Genomic DNA, 15,135 nt, shown 5'->3' on the forward strand with positions numbered 1-15,135 from the left:
GCTGAAAATGAAAAAGCGTGGGTAGTTTTCACCACCGCACGCGTAGGGAAAAAGCGCTTATTGTTTAATAGCCTACACCAAAACCCATGCCAAACCCGGTACCGAGGATAGCTATGATGATAATCAAGATGGCCAACGCAACAATGCTATTGCCGATATAGCCCCCGGCCACGCCGCCACATGCGCCCATTGTCCTTCCTCCTTTCGTAATTAACAGGGATTACCCACATACCCGACGCCGATAATAGCAGGATAAAATGCTCCAATCACGATGAGTGCGATAGCAAGACCTACTACGGTAGGGAACCCAACGTAACCACCAGCAACAACGGCCATACAAGGGTCCTCCTTTCAAATGAATTGAACAACTACAATACCATTTTATGGGAAATGGGGATTGGGTGTGAAAGAAAAAAGACCGTCGATGGGACGGTCACTACAGTACGGATGCCACTGTTATTCTATGTACAAGAAGGTTTAATAGCTTGTACATCTATTAGAAACAACTAAATTTACTATTACTGAATGCTAACGGGCTAATCCCATTTCCCCCAAACATCAGGCCGATAACCGACTGTTGCTAACTTCCCATTCCTCACGATCGGCGTCTTGAATAGCAATGGATTCTCCATTAAAACCTCTTCAATCTCATGCACCAGGTACTTGAGATTTTGCCTGGCATATTCTTTACCTTCCTTATCGATCAGATTTTCCAGCCCAACCGCAGCTTTAACGTTGCTAAACTCGCCTTTGCTCAAGCCTTTAACCGCTAAATCGATAAATTGGAATTTGATTCTGCGCTCCTTAAAATATCGTTCAGCCTTTCTTGTATCCTGGCACTTCTTTATACCCCAGATTTGTATGTTCAATTAGCTCACCTGCAACTAAGATTAATATCGAATTCCATTCTTCTTGCTGTAGCCTGTGCAGTCTCATGGCCGAGCAGTTTTTGAACCACGTAAAAGGACATATTTATACCAGCGGAGATTCCGCCGGAAGTGATAACTGAACCTTCATCCACATATTTTACGTCTCTAGTTACGGAAACGTTTGGGAACTCGGCTTCGAATCGGCTCATATCCATCCAGTGTGTGGTTGCTTTCTTACCATCCAGTATACCGGCTTTAGCGAGTAAAAAAGCTCCTGTACAAACTGAACAAATCAGTTCCACCCGTTCTTTCTGTTTTCGTAACCATGTAATAACATTTGGGTTATGAAGTTCTGTCTCTTCGGCTCCATAACCACCTGGAACAATTAAAATATCAAACTTTGGGGCATTTTGAAAATTATAATCAGGCTGCACTTTGAGTCCATTGCGAGCGGATATGATCATGCCTTTTTCAGAAACTGTTTCGACTTTAAACGGTCTTATATCGGTATTCGGTACAGTTGTAAGGGAAAACACTTCGAAGGGACCGGCAAAATCTAGCACTTCGACTTCGTCAAAAAGAAATATACCTACTGTCTTCTGAGCCATCATGATCAACTCCATGGGGAAGCTTATTTAGTTCAGCACCTAATAAAAACTAGGTTCGACCTATTTTCATATCTTCCTCTAGAATATGATGGATAATCCATTTTGACACATCGTAAAGCAAATCTTTTACAAATTCTTCTTGATTTTCATCAATTTTATATATCTCTACGGCTTTAAACTTTTCAATAAACATATCGTGTTCTTCTTTTTGAACAGAATAACCGCTAAAATGTATTTTACGCATGTATTCTTCTTCTGCCTTGAAGTGATAGACCGTGTATTGTTGTAGTTCTTCTAATACTTCAATAATATCATCGAATTTATCGGATTTATTTTTTTCCTTTAATAACGCATACACCTTGGAGGCAATTCGAAATAATTCTTGATGTTGTTCGTCAATCTGTTTAATTCCCACCCTATACTTTTCATCCCATTTAAACATGACGTTACCTTCCTTCTTAAAGTACTCTTCAGATTGTTTGATTGTCTTAACTAAACTATAACAATTTTGCGTAAAGCAGGATGTGATCAAAGTCAGAAACTAAACGAATTATCGATAATCCAATTGAAATCACACCGACTTTGGTTCTCCCTTTCCCCAGGAGCCGATTTCAATTAAGTTACCTTCTGGATCGGCCACGTAAGAGGTTCTCATTCCCCAAGGTTCATTTCTAGGTGATACAATGGGTTGAGCACCAAGACCAACGACTCTCTCGAATTCTTTATCTACATCGGAAAAAAGAGGTAAGTCAATTGCCAGTTCAAAAGTTCCGTTCAATCCGGTAGGGAAGGAAACTTCGGTACCCAAGTAACCCGGCAATAATTTTCGCTCATACATCATCACTCGGATTCCTTCATGTTTGAATTCCGCATGGGGACCTTCTTCGTTCCAGTCGATATCTAGGCCAAGTACATCACGATAAAAGGCAACCATTTTTTTGATATTACCAACGAAAATACCGATAGCATCGAACCTAATTCCCATTAAACCCCACCCGCCTTTCTAATTAATCCTACTGTTATTGTAACTTTACTTAGTAAGCTTTACTAGATAAGCTGTAGCTGCCTTGCAACAACAGCGGGGAGGATTACAGAAAATAAACAGGCCAATTCTTTTAAGGGCGAGTTTTTAGACAGGCTCTTCTAGACATCAGCAGGTTTTTTTCGTTTCAAAGCGAATTATGATTGTGACAATAAACACAGGTAAGACAGGTAAGACAGATAAGACAGGTAAGACGGTTTGAAGGGTTGATTAGGCATTTGAATTCACCCTGGAAAACCCTTTGGTAACCCCTTTATTTCTGACGGTTTTGATAAAACCAGGTGTCGTATTGGAGGACCGGAACATGCCCCTGTATGACGAGATTACCCAACGATTGCTCTTGTCCCTTCTGCTAGGATTCATTATGGGTTACCAACGGACCAAACACCACAAACCCGGTGGAGTACGAACCCATGCGCTAGTAGCTCTGGGCAGCTGCCTCATGACCCTTGTTGGCGGCTATGGTTTTACCGAAAATGAAGTCGTTCATGATCCCTTGCGTGTGGCCGCTCAAATTGTGAGTGGCGTGGGCTTTATCGGCGCGGGCATCATTTACCGTCAGGGGGCTAATTACATTGTCGGCTTGACAACAGCTGCCGCTATCTGGGTAGCCGCCGGTTTGGGGATTGCTTGCGGCGCCGGTTTATACTATCCAGCATTCCTCACGACATTCCTCGTGATGGTTCTTTTTCAGAGCCACCGGTGGTTAGAAAAATACGGTTGGATTGACGGTACAGAACCTGAGCCGGATTATAACGAACCGAAAAGGCCTGAAGAATAACCAAAAGAGTATTACAAGAGGGTTTTTGTTTTTTTTGGATTAAGAGGAAATAACAAGATTTGTAGAAATCCAATCGCGCTGTAAAAGGGTATTAAGCAGGTATGTTGAAAACTTAAGTATTACTAAAACGAGGGAGGGGTGGCTGTTTGTTTGCGAACAGTATTCAAGAGATCGTAGAACTAATGGATAGTGCTCTGAATAAGGGTGATATCGACACTTTACTAAGTTTCTACGATCACAACGCTATTGTAGTATTAGAGCCCGGTAAACAAGTTGAAGGTAAAGCACAATTACGAAAAGCTTTCGAAGAAATTATAAAATCGAATTCAAAAGCGAAGCAATTAAAAACTCATGTGATCGAATCCGATGGAATAGCTTTATTTATTTCGAAGTGGACGTTGAGTGGAGCAGATTCCGAAGATAGTTCCTACCCTCCGCAATTTATTGCTACATCGGTCTTTAGAAAACAAAACGGGCAATGGAAGTTAATTATAGATAATCCTTTTGGTCCAGCCGTCCTAGCGTAGTTACTAAAAAGGGGATTTTTATGGAACTTAAATTTGAAGATTATTTAATCAGCAGTGACAAGTCACTTATAAACCGTGAGACGATTTATAAGTTCTTGGCGTCGTCGTATTGGGCAAAGAATAGATCTTTTGAAACCATTAACAAATCGATTGAAACATCGCTTTGTTTCGGTGTTTATCACGGAAACAGACAAATTGGATTTGCTCGAATCGTTTCAGATTTTGCAACGATGTACTGGTTAGCTGATGTCATAATCGATGAAGAATACCGAGGTAAAGGTATTGGCAAAAAACTAGTAGAGGCAATTCTAGCTAGTGAAGATTTGAAGGGTCTAAACGGGATTTTAGGAACACTGGATGCACATGGACTGTATGAACAATACGGATTTGTGAAAAACGCAGATAGATTTATGGTAAAAAGACCGGTATAGCAACATATTCAACCAATAAATCCGAGAAAGAGCATGAACTGGTAGGACCGAGGTTCATGCTCTTTGCTTGTCTGCGTGGTCAATAACGATTATGGAAATGAAACTTCTCACAATACAAACAATGTTGTCATCAACCTCGAAGAACGGTGCCTTTCCCGTTCCACCATTCATGATGTTTCAAAATGAATGGTGCTATAGGTGCAAGATCCGGGGTAGAAAGAGCAATGTTATGTTAAAAATCAAGCTGTATATTCACCTTCTTTTTATAAGTGAAAAAGGAATACTGGTAGTCTTTATCGAAGATATCTAATTATTGCAATCAAAAAGTTTAAGCGTGGATAGTTTCTTAGGTTAGATTGCGAGAAGTATTCTAATCATAGCAAGGAAGTGTTTGCATGGCACTAGAACAAGGGGCAATAATCAATGTCTTAGACTGGGCGTACGAAAAAGCAGTGAATACGAAAGTTCCTGGATTAGAATCCGCACAAAGCTTAGCCGAAAGTTATCTTAAGAATGATCGTTCTATTCATGAACAGGTAGATGATCTGATCTTTTGGCAAAACACAAAGTGTGCTACTTCAGGATTTTTAAGTGGGCTAGGTGGACTTATTACATTGCCAGTCGCTGTTCCGGCAAATGTTTCAAGCGTAATATACGTCCAATTACGAATGGTTGCTGCGATAGCCCATATGGGGGGACATGACATAGTTGATGATAAAGTAAAAACATTTGCCTATACGTGTCTATGTGGAAATGCAGCAAAAGAAGTTTTCAAGGAAGTCGGAATCAAAATTGGTCAGAAGGTAACCGAACAAGCCATTCAAAAAGTATCTGTTGAAATTATCAAAAAGATAAATTCTGCTGTAGGATTTAGGTTAGTAACAAAGTTCGGTCAGTCTGGTATTGTGAATTTAGGGAAAGCTATTCCAATTGTTAGTGGTTTAATAGGAGCAACATTTGATGCCTATTCAAGTAATGTGGTAGGGAATACAGCAAGGGAAATATTTATTGGTTAAAGCGATAAATGCGAAAAACCGACAGAGGTTATATTTCCCGTCTTTTTTTTCATTGGACTATTTCAGCACATGGGAATTGCTTTATACCGACCAACCTTCCCGGTGTGATTGGCAAGAAATCGGCCGATTTTTGTTTGGCGAGCAGCCTACCTTTTCCACCGGGAAAAACGACAACTCCAATGAGCAAATAGCGCGAAAAGTGTTGGCTCCTTATATTTGTCACTTCAAATCCATGTTGCTTTTGCCTAATTTCGCATCCTCGTTCGCACGAATATCGCCCTCAACTGCCTATGGCGATGGAAGCCCAAGTGCGACTTGCAGTGGATTGGTGTTGAAGCATAATTTGAGGTCTCTTGGAGCAATTATTACGCTTAAAAACGTAACCCGGCCAAAGAAAACAGACAGACGCGCAATTGGTCGAAGCCATTAAAAGACAGCCATCAGGCCGGCGGTGGCGTTTATGGAGTGGACAAGATCTTGGCGGATGTACGGGAACAACAACCGTGCAGTAGAAAGCGTGTACACCGGCTCATGCGTGAAAATGTAGCCACCGTAAAAGACCTGTTTCATAAATGCATTGTGGGCTGGGTTATCGGGAGTACAATGACACGGGAATTAGTGATTCAGGCACTAAAGAGTGCGATTCAGAGATATCGACCCACTGCTGGCCTTATCCATCACTCCGATCGTGGCAACCAATATTGCAGCAAAGAATATCAAGCCCTGTTGAGCCAACATTACATGAAAGCCAGTATGAGCCGGAAAGGAAACTGCTATGACAATGCTTTCTATATCATTTACCCGCCGTATCAATTTCCTAAACGTGCTTTTTCTAAGGCATTTAAATCAAACTTTTTCATCTTCAAAAAGGCCTCAGTAACTCTTTGGATTTCATCCTTCGCTCCATTAAACAGGACCTCATTCATGGTTTCCGGAACAATCTGCCATGAAACCCCAAACTTATCTTGTATCCATCCACATTGCTCTGCCTCGGGTACAGATGAAAGCCTATCCTAGAAGTAATCAATCTCTTCCTGATCTTTACAGTTTACTATGAGTGAAAATGCCTCATTAAAGCTGAAGTCTACCTCAAATGCATTATCCATTGCTGAAAACTCAACATTACAAATTCTGAAAGCAACATAATTCACCTATGCCTCTGATGACGCTGCTTCGCCCTCTCCATATCTGCTAATTATACCTATTTCTGAATCCTCAAATATTTCGACGTAGTACTTTACTGCTTCTTCAGCTTTCCCACATGATTCATTTGAGAAAAGCAAATTTGGTGTAATCTTTTGAACAGTTTGCCTACTATCTATTAGCATCAACTGCCAAGACAAACCGTAACGGTCCTGAACCCAGCCATACAACTTACTAAAGGGGTATTCACCAAGTGGCATTAATTCAGTTCCGCCTTCTAATAAAGCTATCCATTTAGTATTAACTTCTTCTACGGAGTAGCAAGCTACCATCAAGGAAATTGAAGGGTTAAATCGGAAGTACGGACCTGCGCTAATTGCCCTAAATTGTTGCCCCGCCAATTCAAAACTTACAATTTCTGCATCTCCTGAAGGTGTATTTTCAATAATTGTTGTATTTAATAGTTTGGATTGCTCAAATAAACTGATATAAAACAAGGCGGCTTCTTTAGCTTCCTTGTTATACCATAAATGTGGAACAATTTTTTGCATAATGTCCTCCTTCTTTAAAATCTTGTATGTTTTATTTTAATCAATAATATCATGATTTAAACGGTATTGGTTGGGATCTTGAGGTGTTTTTTAAGTCGATATAATCCTTGTTAAAGCTCGGTTCTGAACTTTAGGGGGCAGCGTCGCGATATGCGAATCAGCCATACCAACATTGTATTCACGTTAAAAACCAAAAAGAAAGAATAACGCGGACGCAGTCCCACGGCAACGGGGGCTGTTTCACTCTTTGACAATAAAAAAGCCCACGCCAAACAAGCAACGGTCATGTGATTAGAATGCCCTCGCTTGATATGTAGTCGGACGTAGTCTCCGGTATGGATGGGCGGAATTCGCCCTCGGTCGTGAGGACAAACTGGTCTCCATAATTAGCGGTGGAATTCGCCTGTCGGTTTTTTCGGCAGACCGTACAATAGTAAGTTACTGTTATATATTCTAGAAAAAGGAAAGGCGTGGCCCCGACGAGGTCACGCCTTCCAATATTCTATAACTTGAAGGTCTGTACCCGACTCTGTAATTCTTCGGCTAAGTAAGTTAGGTTTTGAGATGCCGATGCAATCTCTTCCATAGAGGCTGTCTGTTCTTGGGAAGCGGCGGCAATCCCTTGAGTTTCGGCCGATGATTTTTCGGCCAAAGTTTTTATCTGTTTCATGGACGATTGCATGCCTTCGCTAGCAATAGAAACTTCTTCTATTGATATCGAAACATCGTGGATCTGTTGTGTAACCCCATCTACAAGTTTTGCGATTTTTTGAAACTGTTCTCCAGACTGACGAACCATATTCGTACTGTTTTTGACTTCTAAGGTTCCTTTATTCATAGATTCTACTGCTTTTTTTGTTTCTGCTTGAACTTCAAGAATTAAGGTACTGATTTCTTGAGTAGCTTTTGAAGATTCTTCGGCTAATTTTCGAACCTCTTCGGCTACAACGGCAAAACCTCTCCCCATCTCACCCGCTCGTGCCGCTTCAATCGCTGCATTCAGAGCAAGTAGATTCGTCTGGCTAGCGATGTTAGTAATAACATCAACAATTTGGCTAATTGATTGTGACTTTTCGCCTAAGTTATGTATGGTATTTGCCGAATCCTCTACAACAGAATTTAGTATATCCATTTGATTTGTTACATTTTTGATTGAGCATAGACCATTTTCTGTAGCCCTGAGCACTTCGGTCGAGGAAGAACTCATTTTCGCTGAATTAACGGTTATGGTTTGTATGGCGTCTCCAATCTTCTGTCCCACTATACTAGCGTTGTCTACAGCCTTTGATGTTTTTTCAACGCCAGAGGCCACCTCTTGAACGTTTTGTCCAATTTGATCGGCCGCTTTTGATGTTTGTTCTGCGGATGAAGATAATTCTTCTGAGGTCGCGGCTACCTGACCTGAGGCTTGAACAACTCCTTTTACGACATCAATTTGGTTACTAATCATTTGATTAAACGATATCATTAATTGTCCGATTTCATCGCTAGATTTAACTTCAGCTTGAACGGTTAAATCTCCACTTCCAGCTTTATTCATAAGTAATTGAAGATTTATAATCGGATTTGAGACTAGACTTGCTATCCAAAGAGCGATAATCACTCCTACAATACTGGCAATAACGCTGGATATTATAAGAAATAATTTTCCCCGCTGATAAGTTTCAATAGAGTTTTGGGCATCTTCTTTAGCTTCCTCTGCATTATATTCGGTAAGTTTTTGAACTGTATTATTTGCTCTCTCCCAAGTGGGTTGAATCTCAATTATCCGCTGGTTAGCCAGTTCGTACCGATTCGCCTTTCCCGCTTCAATAATGGAAGGAAGTTTACCTAGATAAATCGACCAATCCTTCATAAAGGAATTATATAACTTTATTTCTTCTTCACTATTTACGTATTTATCCCTATATATGGCTAGATGTGTATTAATTTTCGACAGTAAGGGGTTTAATTGCTCTGACTCAATTTTATTCATTTTTTGAGGATCAGTTTCTAAAGATATCATTAATACTATCCTAGGTATATCTGATACGGCACCATTTAACCATCCGCCGTCTTCTAAACTGGGAACGGATGTTTTTCGAATTTCTTGAGCGGCCAATCCCATATCGGCCATTTTCCATATTGCTACCGTACTCGTTACAATCAGTAATAAAATAATTGAAAGAAAACCAGCTAATAATTTCTGTCGTAAAGTCAACAAAAGTTCCCCTTTCTCAATTGCATTAATATGAGGTTGTTCGACAAAATTCGACCAGATCCTTTATTCTTAAAAACACAGAAAGGCCGAGTGAGAATTTTCTAATCTTAGGTTTAGTCCATTAAACTCTTTCACCGACTACTCAATAACTTTTCACTTCCCGCCCCACAAGAGATAACCATACACCTGCTTCCCTTGAAATCAGTCGATCTTGAACATCGAAAGGAGCAGGTGTTTCATTATCACCTAAGCCCGAAAAAAATATTCAAGCGTGGGCAGTTTCCGCCGCCGCACGCTTGAATTAAATTTATCGATTAGAAACTTGCACCGAAGCCCATTCCAAATCCGGTGCCGAGGATGGCTATAATGATAATCAAGATAGCCAAGGCAACAATGCTATTTCCGATATAGCCTCCGCTTGTGCCGCACCCACATGCACCCATGTTCATTCCTCCTCTTTTAACTAACAACCGTCACCGGCGTAACCGACGCCAATAATCGCAGGGTAAAAAGCTCCAATAACGATGAGAGTAATAATAAGTCCCACTACAGTCGGGAACCCCACATAACCACCTGCAAAAGTAGCACCCATGTGAACTCCTCCTTTCAAAGTCGAGTGAGGGTTTACTTACAATACCATTTTATGGTAGAGATGTCTTCGGTGTGAATGAAAAAAATGACCGCCGGGTTCATTCCCAGCGGTTAAGCACTGTAGCTTTGGCTATTTTGATCATCATTATAACGATCCTCGGTACCCACTATTACTTTATGAAAAATTGACCCATTTGTGTGTTCTGTTATAAGTAATTTAGCTGTTATGGTTTTTTATCCCTCCTAGGCAACATCAATGCTCTTTTATTGCAATTTGGGCACTTGACATAACGACGAAACCCTACATGGAACGAAAAAATATATTTCCAGAGTGGTACCTTAAACGACTGACCGCAGTATGGGCACTCAAAGTGCGTTATTCTTACTCGAACGGCAATAATAGCGAGCACAACGATAATAATTATAAAGGCTTTTGATCGAATCATACTATTTCCTTTCCTTCGGTTACTTTAATAAAATTATGCACAGCTTCGAAATCACACAAAAGGCCAAAATCCGACTCCATAGCTTTAACTTCCATTCACACCCCCACAAGAGATAACCTACACCTGCCTCCGAAATCAGTTGATCCAACGATATCTGGCTTGACCAATATGTGCAACCCAACGTGCGTCCCAAAACATGGGAGTTCTACGAGTATATACCCGGCTTCATTTGAAGCCGAAGTTGGGCAACGTGAAGGTCCAGTCATTGCAAACCACTCAGCTTCAGAAGCCTTGAATGATAAACGGTAGTCCGGCCTAGCCGCACGAACAGTCGAACTGATTCTCACCACCGCAAGAACAGCCCTTAAGCAAGCTGGTCATGATGGGCTGATCTCCAAGTACGCAGCTGACCACGTCCGAAACCCCAAACCTCCCCCAGCAGATCAGTGTATTCACCGTAGAACAAATGAAGGAATTTATGTTCATCGCCGAAGAAGACCGACTGTGGATCGCATTCAAACTACTGCTCGGAACGGGAATGAGGGTAGGGGAGTTACTGGCATTTGAAATGGGGCGACATTAATTTAGAACGTGGCCACATCGAAGTGACCAAGGGAACCGTACTGGTCAAAAACGAAAAAACGGGTATCGGAGGATACCGATAACCGAGGATGGTCAGGCAGTTAAAACGCTGGCAGGTTCTGCAATATACGAAAGGATGGGTGAGGGAGAGGGTTATGAAGATAACGGGTTGGTTGTCTCAACGAAGAAAGGCCGGATGGTTACGCAGCGGAATTTGGCCACGAAACTTCATCGTCTTCTGGCCAAAGCTGAGATTCCGAAGACCAATCTGCATTCTTTGAGGCATACGTACGCAATCCGGCTGCTTGAGGCCGGGTACATTCGAAAGTGGTTCAGGAATTGTTGGGCCATGGGAGCATTCGGATTACGCTGGATATCTATAGTCATGTGCTTCCTGACGTTAAGAAACCGATTAACAGTCAATACAATAAATATAACGCTATGATAAAGGAGGAAGTCGACTAATGGCGTCAAAGAACAAAATTATAAGCCAACGGGAAGGCTTAAGTCTCTTGTAATTTAATAAAACGGGGTAGTCGGGTTAGCTCCTCCTATGAAGATAGATTAATCGGAACTAATCATACCCGAATGTTAGAATTTGAATTCGGGGTATTGCAAAAAACAGGAACACAGGAGATGTGGGATATGAAGATTAATCGAATAGATCATGTGGGTGTAGTCGTAAATGATCTTTTAGTTACTAAAGCGTTTTTTCTCGATTTTGGACTTGAATTGCTAGGGGAAGGAGAAGTGGACGGAGAATGGGTGGATAGGGTTGTTGGACTTAATAACGTTAAAGCAAAATGTGTAGTTTTCAGGACACCAGACGGTCAGGCAAATATTGAGCTATTTAAATTTTATACGCCGTCGGACGATCAAGGTATTCTAAAACCCTCTGCAAATACGCTGGGTATCCGACATATTGCATTTGCCGTTGAAGATATTGAAGCTATTGTTGCCAAATTGAAAAAGAAGGGCACGGAAATCATTAGTGAGATACAGCAATATAAAGAAAGTTATAAGTTATGCTTACTTCGTGGGCCAGAGGGGATTATTTTGGAGTTGGCTGAGGAAATCAAATAAGAGCGTAACTATATTCCTTTGTGACACTTTACGATTATAAATTTAACGGTGGTCGGTTAGTTTCTCTTGAGACATAATTGAAAAGTAATTTCCCAAGAGGAGATAACCGACTACCCCGTTTAAATAACTTTAGAAAGGGCATTGAATATGTCACCAGCTAACTGGGATAATTACGATTTTGAGCCTTTAATTAGACAAATTCTATCAGGCGTAACATATAAACCAGACCGTCACATCATTTTGGAAGGCCCTTTATGACTGCATATCAGATAGCGATTGAATTTAATAAACTTCATCCTACGATGTTTCAAGCTTAGGACTTCAAGTCGGGGGGCTCGGAACTAATCAACACACTTCTTTAGCACAGTATATTGCACGTATGTTATCTAAAAGAATTAATGATGGAAGATTAGCAGATATCGAGGGTGCCTTTTTATATAATGACGATCTATTAAAAGCTCTCGCCAATGGTGGTCTTTCTATCAGCTGCCACCCAAACAACGCAAATAACCGCCCAACAGCCGAAACACTGCAAGCGGTTTTTCAAACGCATATATAAAACCGGCCCTGGCCCACAACAGCTTTCGCCGGTTTTTTACTTTTGCCGTGTCGGCAGTGGGGAGGGAGCGTGGCCCGTACCGGGCCTCGTTAATAACGGAAACGCAAAAAACCGCCGTCAGCACACTGCCTCCGTCGGTTTCTCCTGCGTACCGGGCCATTTCAACCCCATGGCTTCACCAGAGATGCCCCTCCGTAACTACCACCGTAACCACATTTTGGTTCTCTCTTCCACCTGGTGATCCTGCTAACCCGCATATGTAGTGGAGCCGGCGTCAGGACTTGAACCCGCAACCTACTGATTACAAGTCAGTTGCTCTATTGGAAGACCTGTTAATCCGGTTCCTGTTCAATGGCTAATTTTAAGCGATCTTCGTTGATTTGAACAGAGAGTAAGATATGGGATGTTAGGTCGGCGTTGCTTGGGAGAATGAGGGATTAGTTTAAGGGGGACAGAGCATTAAAAGCCCGCCAATTAAGGCGAGCTTTTTTGATCGTTAGAGATTTTTAAGGGGGCAGCGTTAGGGGGAACTACAGTGAGACTACAGGGGACTTTGAAGGGTGGAGAGTTGAGTGAAAATTTGATAGAGATTCGGTAAACTATTAAACAACGATTCCAAAAAAAGTTTAGATGAACCAAGGAAAATTTGAAGAAAAATTTAATAAGAAAAAGGATTTTATGTCTCCAAGGTATAACTAAGAGGGGTAATCCAATATGTGGAGGAATTAAAAATGCCACTACCTCGGGTTTTTGTGAGCTCTACTTTTTATGATTTGCGTTATATTCGAGAGAACATGAAATTATTTATTCGTAATATGGGTTTTGAACCCGTACTTAGTGAAGATGGAAATGTTTTTTATAACCCGAGACAACATGTTCAAGACGCATGTTTAAGCGAAGTTCAGACGTGCCAGTTATTTGTTCTTATAATAGGAAGTCATTACGGATCAAAGTATAAAGAAACCCCAGAATCGATTACTAATCATGAATACAAGACGGCTGTTGAAAATAAAACTCGAATTTTTGCTTTAGTTGAACAACAAGTTCTTAATGAGTATAATTTCTTTATTAAAAACCGAGAAAATCCCGAAGTGGATGAGACCAAAATCATTTATCCTTCCGTAAGTTCGACTAAAATATTTAACTTTGTAGAAGAGGTTAAAAGTAATGCAATAAATAACGCACTTGTTCCTTTTGCTGAATTTCAAGATATAGAAATATACTTAAAACAGCAATGGGCAAGTATGATGTACAATTTCTTAACAAAAGACAGTGAATCTGAACGGGTTAGTAATTTACTTAGTCAGATAAATGCAATGAGTCAAAACATTGAGTTTTTATCGAAACAAATCCTTTCAGCTGTTGGAAGTGATACGGCTAATATTATGGCTGAAATTTATGACATGATGCTACAACACGGATGTATTAGAGACTTAGCTTATGCGGGCATACGCCCATCACCAATACAAATATTAAACACTGATTCGTTTGAAGAACTGGGGAAACCTAAATTGCGTATAAATGAACGTGCAAAAGGCTATACGATCGGACCAGATGGTTACATATCTAGACTAAAATATAACGAAAACGCTGAAGACTACCTTAGATTAAGGAATAAAGTACTAAAAAGATTGGAACAAATAGGGAAACAACCCGAAAAATTCATAGAAGAATTAAAGCAATTAAACTCCCATTCGGAGACATCTTTGTAGTTTCAAGACCCTAATCCAAGCTCCATCTTAGTATCAAACTCTATAACCCATCCTACGACTCCAACACCACACCCCTTGGGCAACCTAACCCCAGGAGGTTACGGTAATGTGTAATGCCCAATAATTACGATCTGACTTCGGTTCCGGGTGGGCTAGCTGAAACAGAAAATAATCCGGCTAAAAAGAGCACCGAACTCGCGATGAGATTCCCGGTGTTAGAGTCGAGTGAGGGTGAAAGCATAGAGCTCAACTAGGCGAGTTCGAGCAGTCCGGCAAAAGCCGGGCTGTTGTTATTGTTGGCCGACAAGCGAACGTTGGCCCATTATTGGCCTTTTTTCCGTAAAAACACCACTAATAATCACCCCACATCCCCCACACCCCACATAAGGCCGCTGCGATGGCCGACGTCCAGTTTTACCCCCGCTTTGGTATGAATGGTATGGTTGGTCGTCTTGAGAGGCGTAGGGGGCATTCTAAGGGCTCGGGTTTAAAGGGTGGAGGAAATAATTAGGTGAAATCGCTCTATTCGTACCTATGGCCCACCGATCAAGCCATAAACTCGAAACCGGCCATCTTTACGTTTGAGATAAAGAACGGTTCTAGTCTGACCTTCGGCAATGTCACAGTGTGAATAAACTTCATATCCGTTAACGTGTTCCCCAGTTGGCTGACTAATCTTAAGCATATTAATGTGCTCAAGCGGTAGATACTCGTAAAAATCGTATCCCAACTTATATGCACGTCCACGGTACGTGACTTCCTCGGTATTACGATAATCTAACTCAATCCAAATCAAGACGTAAAGGATCAGCAGGACAGTTAGGATAATTGAACGGATGTTGGCTTTTTTCAAGATACTTCTCAAAGTTCAGATCTCCCAGGCGGATTCATGATTACCAGTATTATGCGATGTTGACCTGCAATTAAAACAGTGGACCATAGTAAAAATTTAACCGCCCGTCCTCAGATAATCCACGTTATTGGAGGCCAGTGG

16 protein-coding genes and 3 pseudogenes are annotated in these 15,135 nt (G+C 41.2%); 8 read left to right on the top strand and 11 right to left on the bottom strand.

What is annotated here, in order from left to right; genetic code table 11:
* Positions 1–64: 64 nt before the first annotated feature.
* The 6 genes from H1S01_RS21945 to H1S01_RS11175 all read right to left on the bottom strand — a co-directional run bounded on the left by H1S01_RS21945 (position 65) and on the right by H1S01_RS11175 (position 2,462).
* On the bottom strand, positions 65–190 hold the full coding sequence (locus H1S01_RS21945) for a hypothetical protein (protein WP_279286988.1): 126 nt from the start codon (positions 188–190) through the stop codon (positions 65–67).
* A 20-nt stretch (positions 191–210) separates the two neighbouring features.
* Positions 211–336, bottom strand: coding sequence for a hypothetical protein (locus H1S01_RS21950; RefSeq protein ID WP_279286989.1), 126 nt, complete (start codon positions 334–336; stop codon positions 211–213).
* 200 nt (positions 337–536) lie between these two features.
* A complete protein-coding gene (locus H1S01_RS11160) occupies positions 537–869 on the bottom strand; it encodes an arsenate reductase family protein (RefSeq protein ID WP_188040565.1) in 333 nt (110 codons plus the stop codon).
* Between the two features lie 5 nt (positions 870–874).
* On the bottom strand, positions 875–1,477 hold the full coding sequence (locus H1S01_RS11165; RefSeq protein WP_188040566.1) for a DJ-1/PfpI family protein: 603 nt from the start codon (positions 1,475–1,477) through the stop codon (positions 875–877).
* A 49-nt stretch (positions 1,478–1,526) separates the two neighbouring features.
* Positions 1,527–1,919, bottom strand: coding sequence for a bacteriohemerythrin (locus tag H1S01_RS11170; protein WP_188040567.1), 393 nt, complete (start codon positions 1,917–1,919; stop codon positions 1,527–1,529).
* Between the two features lie 129 nt (positions 1,920–2,048).
* Positions 2,049–2,462 (bottom strand): VOC family protein, encoded by a 414-nt coding sequence (locus tag H1S01_RS11175; protein WP_188040568.1) that lies wholly within the window; start codon positions 2,460–2,462, stop codon positions 2,049–2,051.
* A 361-nt stretch (positions 2,463–2,823) separates the two neighbouring features.
* Here H1S01_RS11175 and H1S01_RS11180 point away from each other — a divergent pair, with 361 nt between their 5' ends.
* The 6 genes and pseudogenes from H1S01_RS11180 to H1S01_RS11210 form a co-directional block, all read left to right on the top strand.
* Complete coding sequence (locus H1S01_RS11180) at positions 2,824–3,300, top strand: MgtC/SapB family protein (RefSeq protein ID WP_188040569.1); 477 nt, start codon at positions 2,824–2,826, stop codon at positions 3,298–3,300.
* Between the two features lie 146 nt (positions 3,301–3,446).
* A complete protein-coding gene (locus H1S01_RS11185; RefSeq protein WP_188040570.1) occupies positions 3,447–3,827 on the top strand; it encodes a YybH family protein in 381 nt (126 codons plus the stop codon).
* Between the two features lie 20 nt (positions 3,828–3,847).
* A complete protein-coding gene (locus tag H1S01_RS11190; RefSeq protein WP_188040571.1) occupies positions 3,848–4,258 on the top strand; it encodes a GNAT family N-acetyltransferase in 411 nt (136 codons plus the stop codon).
* 395 nt (positions 4,259–4,653) lie between these two features.
* Positions 4,654–5,274, top strand: a complete 621-nt coding sequence (locus H1S01_RS11200) for an EcsC family protein (protein WP_188040572.1) — start codon at positions 4,654–4,656, stop codon at positions 5,272–5,274.
* Between the two features lie 438 nt (positions 5,275–5,712).
* Positions 5,713–5,805: pseudogene (locus H1S01_RS21955) on the top strand (hypothetical protein); the annotation flags it as partial.
* A gap of 12 nt (positions 5,806–5,817) precedes the next feature.
* Positions 5,818–6,060, top strand: a pseudogene (locus tag H1S01_RS11210) (transposase); the annotation flags it as partial.
* 23 nt (positions 6,061–6,083) lie between these two features.
* Here H1S01_RS11210 and H1S01_RS11215 read toward each other — a convergent pair.
* The 4 genes and pseudogenes from H1S01_RS11215 to H1S01_RS21965 form a co-directional block, all read right to left on the bottom strand.
* Positions 6,084–6,968: pseudogene (locus H1S01_RS11215) on the bottom strand (VOC family protein).
* A gap of 502 nt (positions 6,969–7,470) precedes the next feature.
* A complete protein-coding gene (locus H1S01_RS11220) occupies positions 7,471–9,168 on the bottom strand; it encodes a methyl-accepting chemotaxis protein (protein ID WP_188040573.1) in 1,698 nt (565 codons plus the stop codon).
* 314 nt (positions 9,169–9,482) lie between these two features.
* Positions 9,483–9,611 carry a hypothetical protein gene (locus tag H1S01_RS21960; protein WP_279286991.1) on the bottom strand — a complete coding sequence of 43 codons (129 nt, stop codon included), beginning with the start codon at positions 9,609–9,611 and terminating at the stop codon, positions 9,483–9,485.
* Between the two features lie 20 nt (positions 9,612–9,631).
* Complete coding sequence (locus H1S01_RS21965; RefSeq protein ID WP_279286992.1) at positions 9,632–9,760, bottom strand: hypothetical protein; 129 nt, start codon at positions 9,758–9,760, stop codon at positions 9,632–9,634.
* Between the two features lie 1,672 nt (positions 9,761–11,432).
* On the opposite strand from H1S01_RS21965, the gene H1S01_RS11230 reads away from it, so the two are divergent.
* Both H1S01_RS11230 and H1S01_RS11235 read left to right on the top strand, forming a co-directional pair.
* The gene (locus tag H1S01_RS11230) at positions 11,433–11,870 is read left to right on the top strand and encodes a VOC family protein (protein WP_188040575.1); all 438 of its coding nucleotides are present in this window, start codon (positions 11,433–11,435) and stop codon (positions 11,868–11,870) included.
* Between the two features lie 1,275 nt (positions 11,871–13,145).
* Positions 13,146–14,141, top strand: coding sequence for a DUF4062 domain-containing protein (locus H1S01_RS11235; RefSeq protein WP_188040576.1), 996 nt, complete (start codon positions 13,146–13,148; stop codon positions 14,139–14,141).
* A 532-nt stretch (positions 14,142–14,673) separates the two neighbouring features.
* Here the strand turns inward: H1S01_RS11235 and H1S01_RS11240 are convergent.
* On the bottom strand, positions 14,674–15,006 hold the full coding sequence (locus H1S01_RS11240) for a hypothetical protein (protein WP_188040577.1): 333 nt from the start codon (positions 15,004–15,006) through the stop codon (positions 14,674–14,676).
* Positions 15,007–15,135: the final 129 nt, after the last annotated feature.

It is taken from the genome of Heliobacterium chlorum, from assembly GCF_014502795.1.
Lineage (GTDB): Bacteria > Bacillota > Desulfitobacteriia > Heliobacteriales > Heliobacteriaceae > Heliobacterium > Heliobacterium chlorum.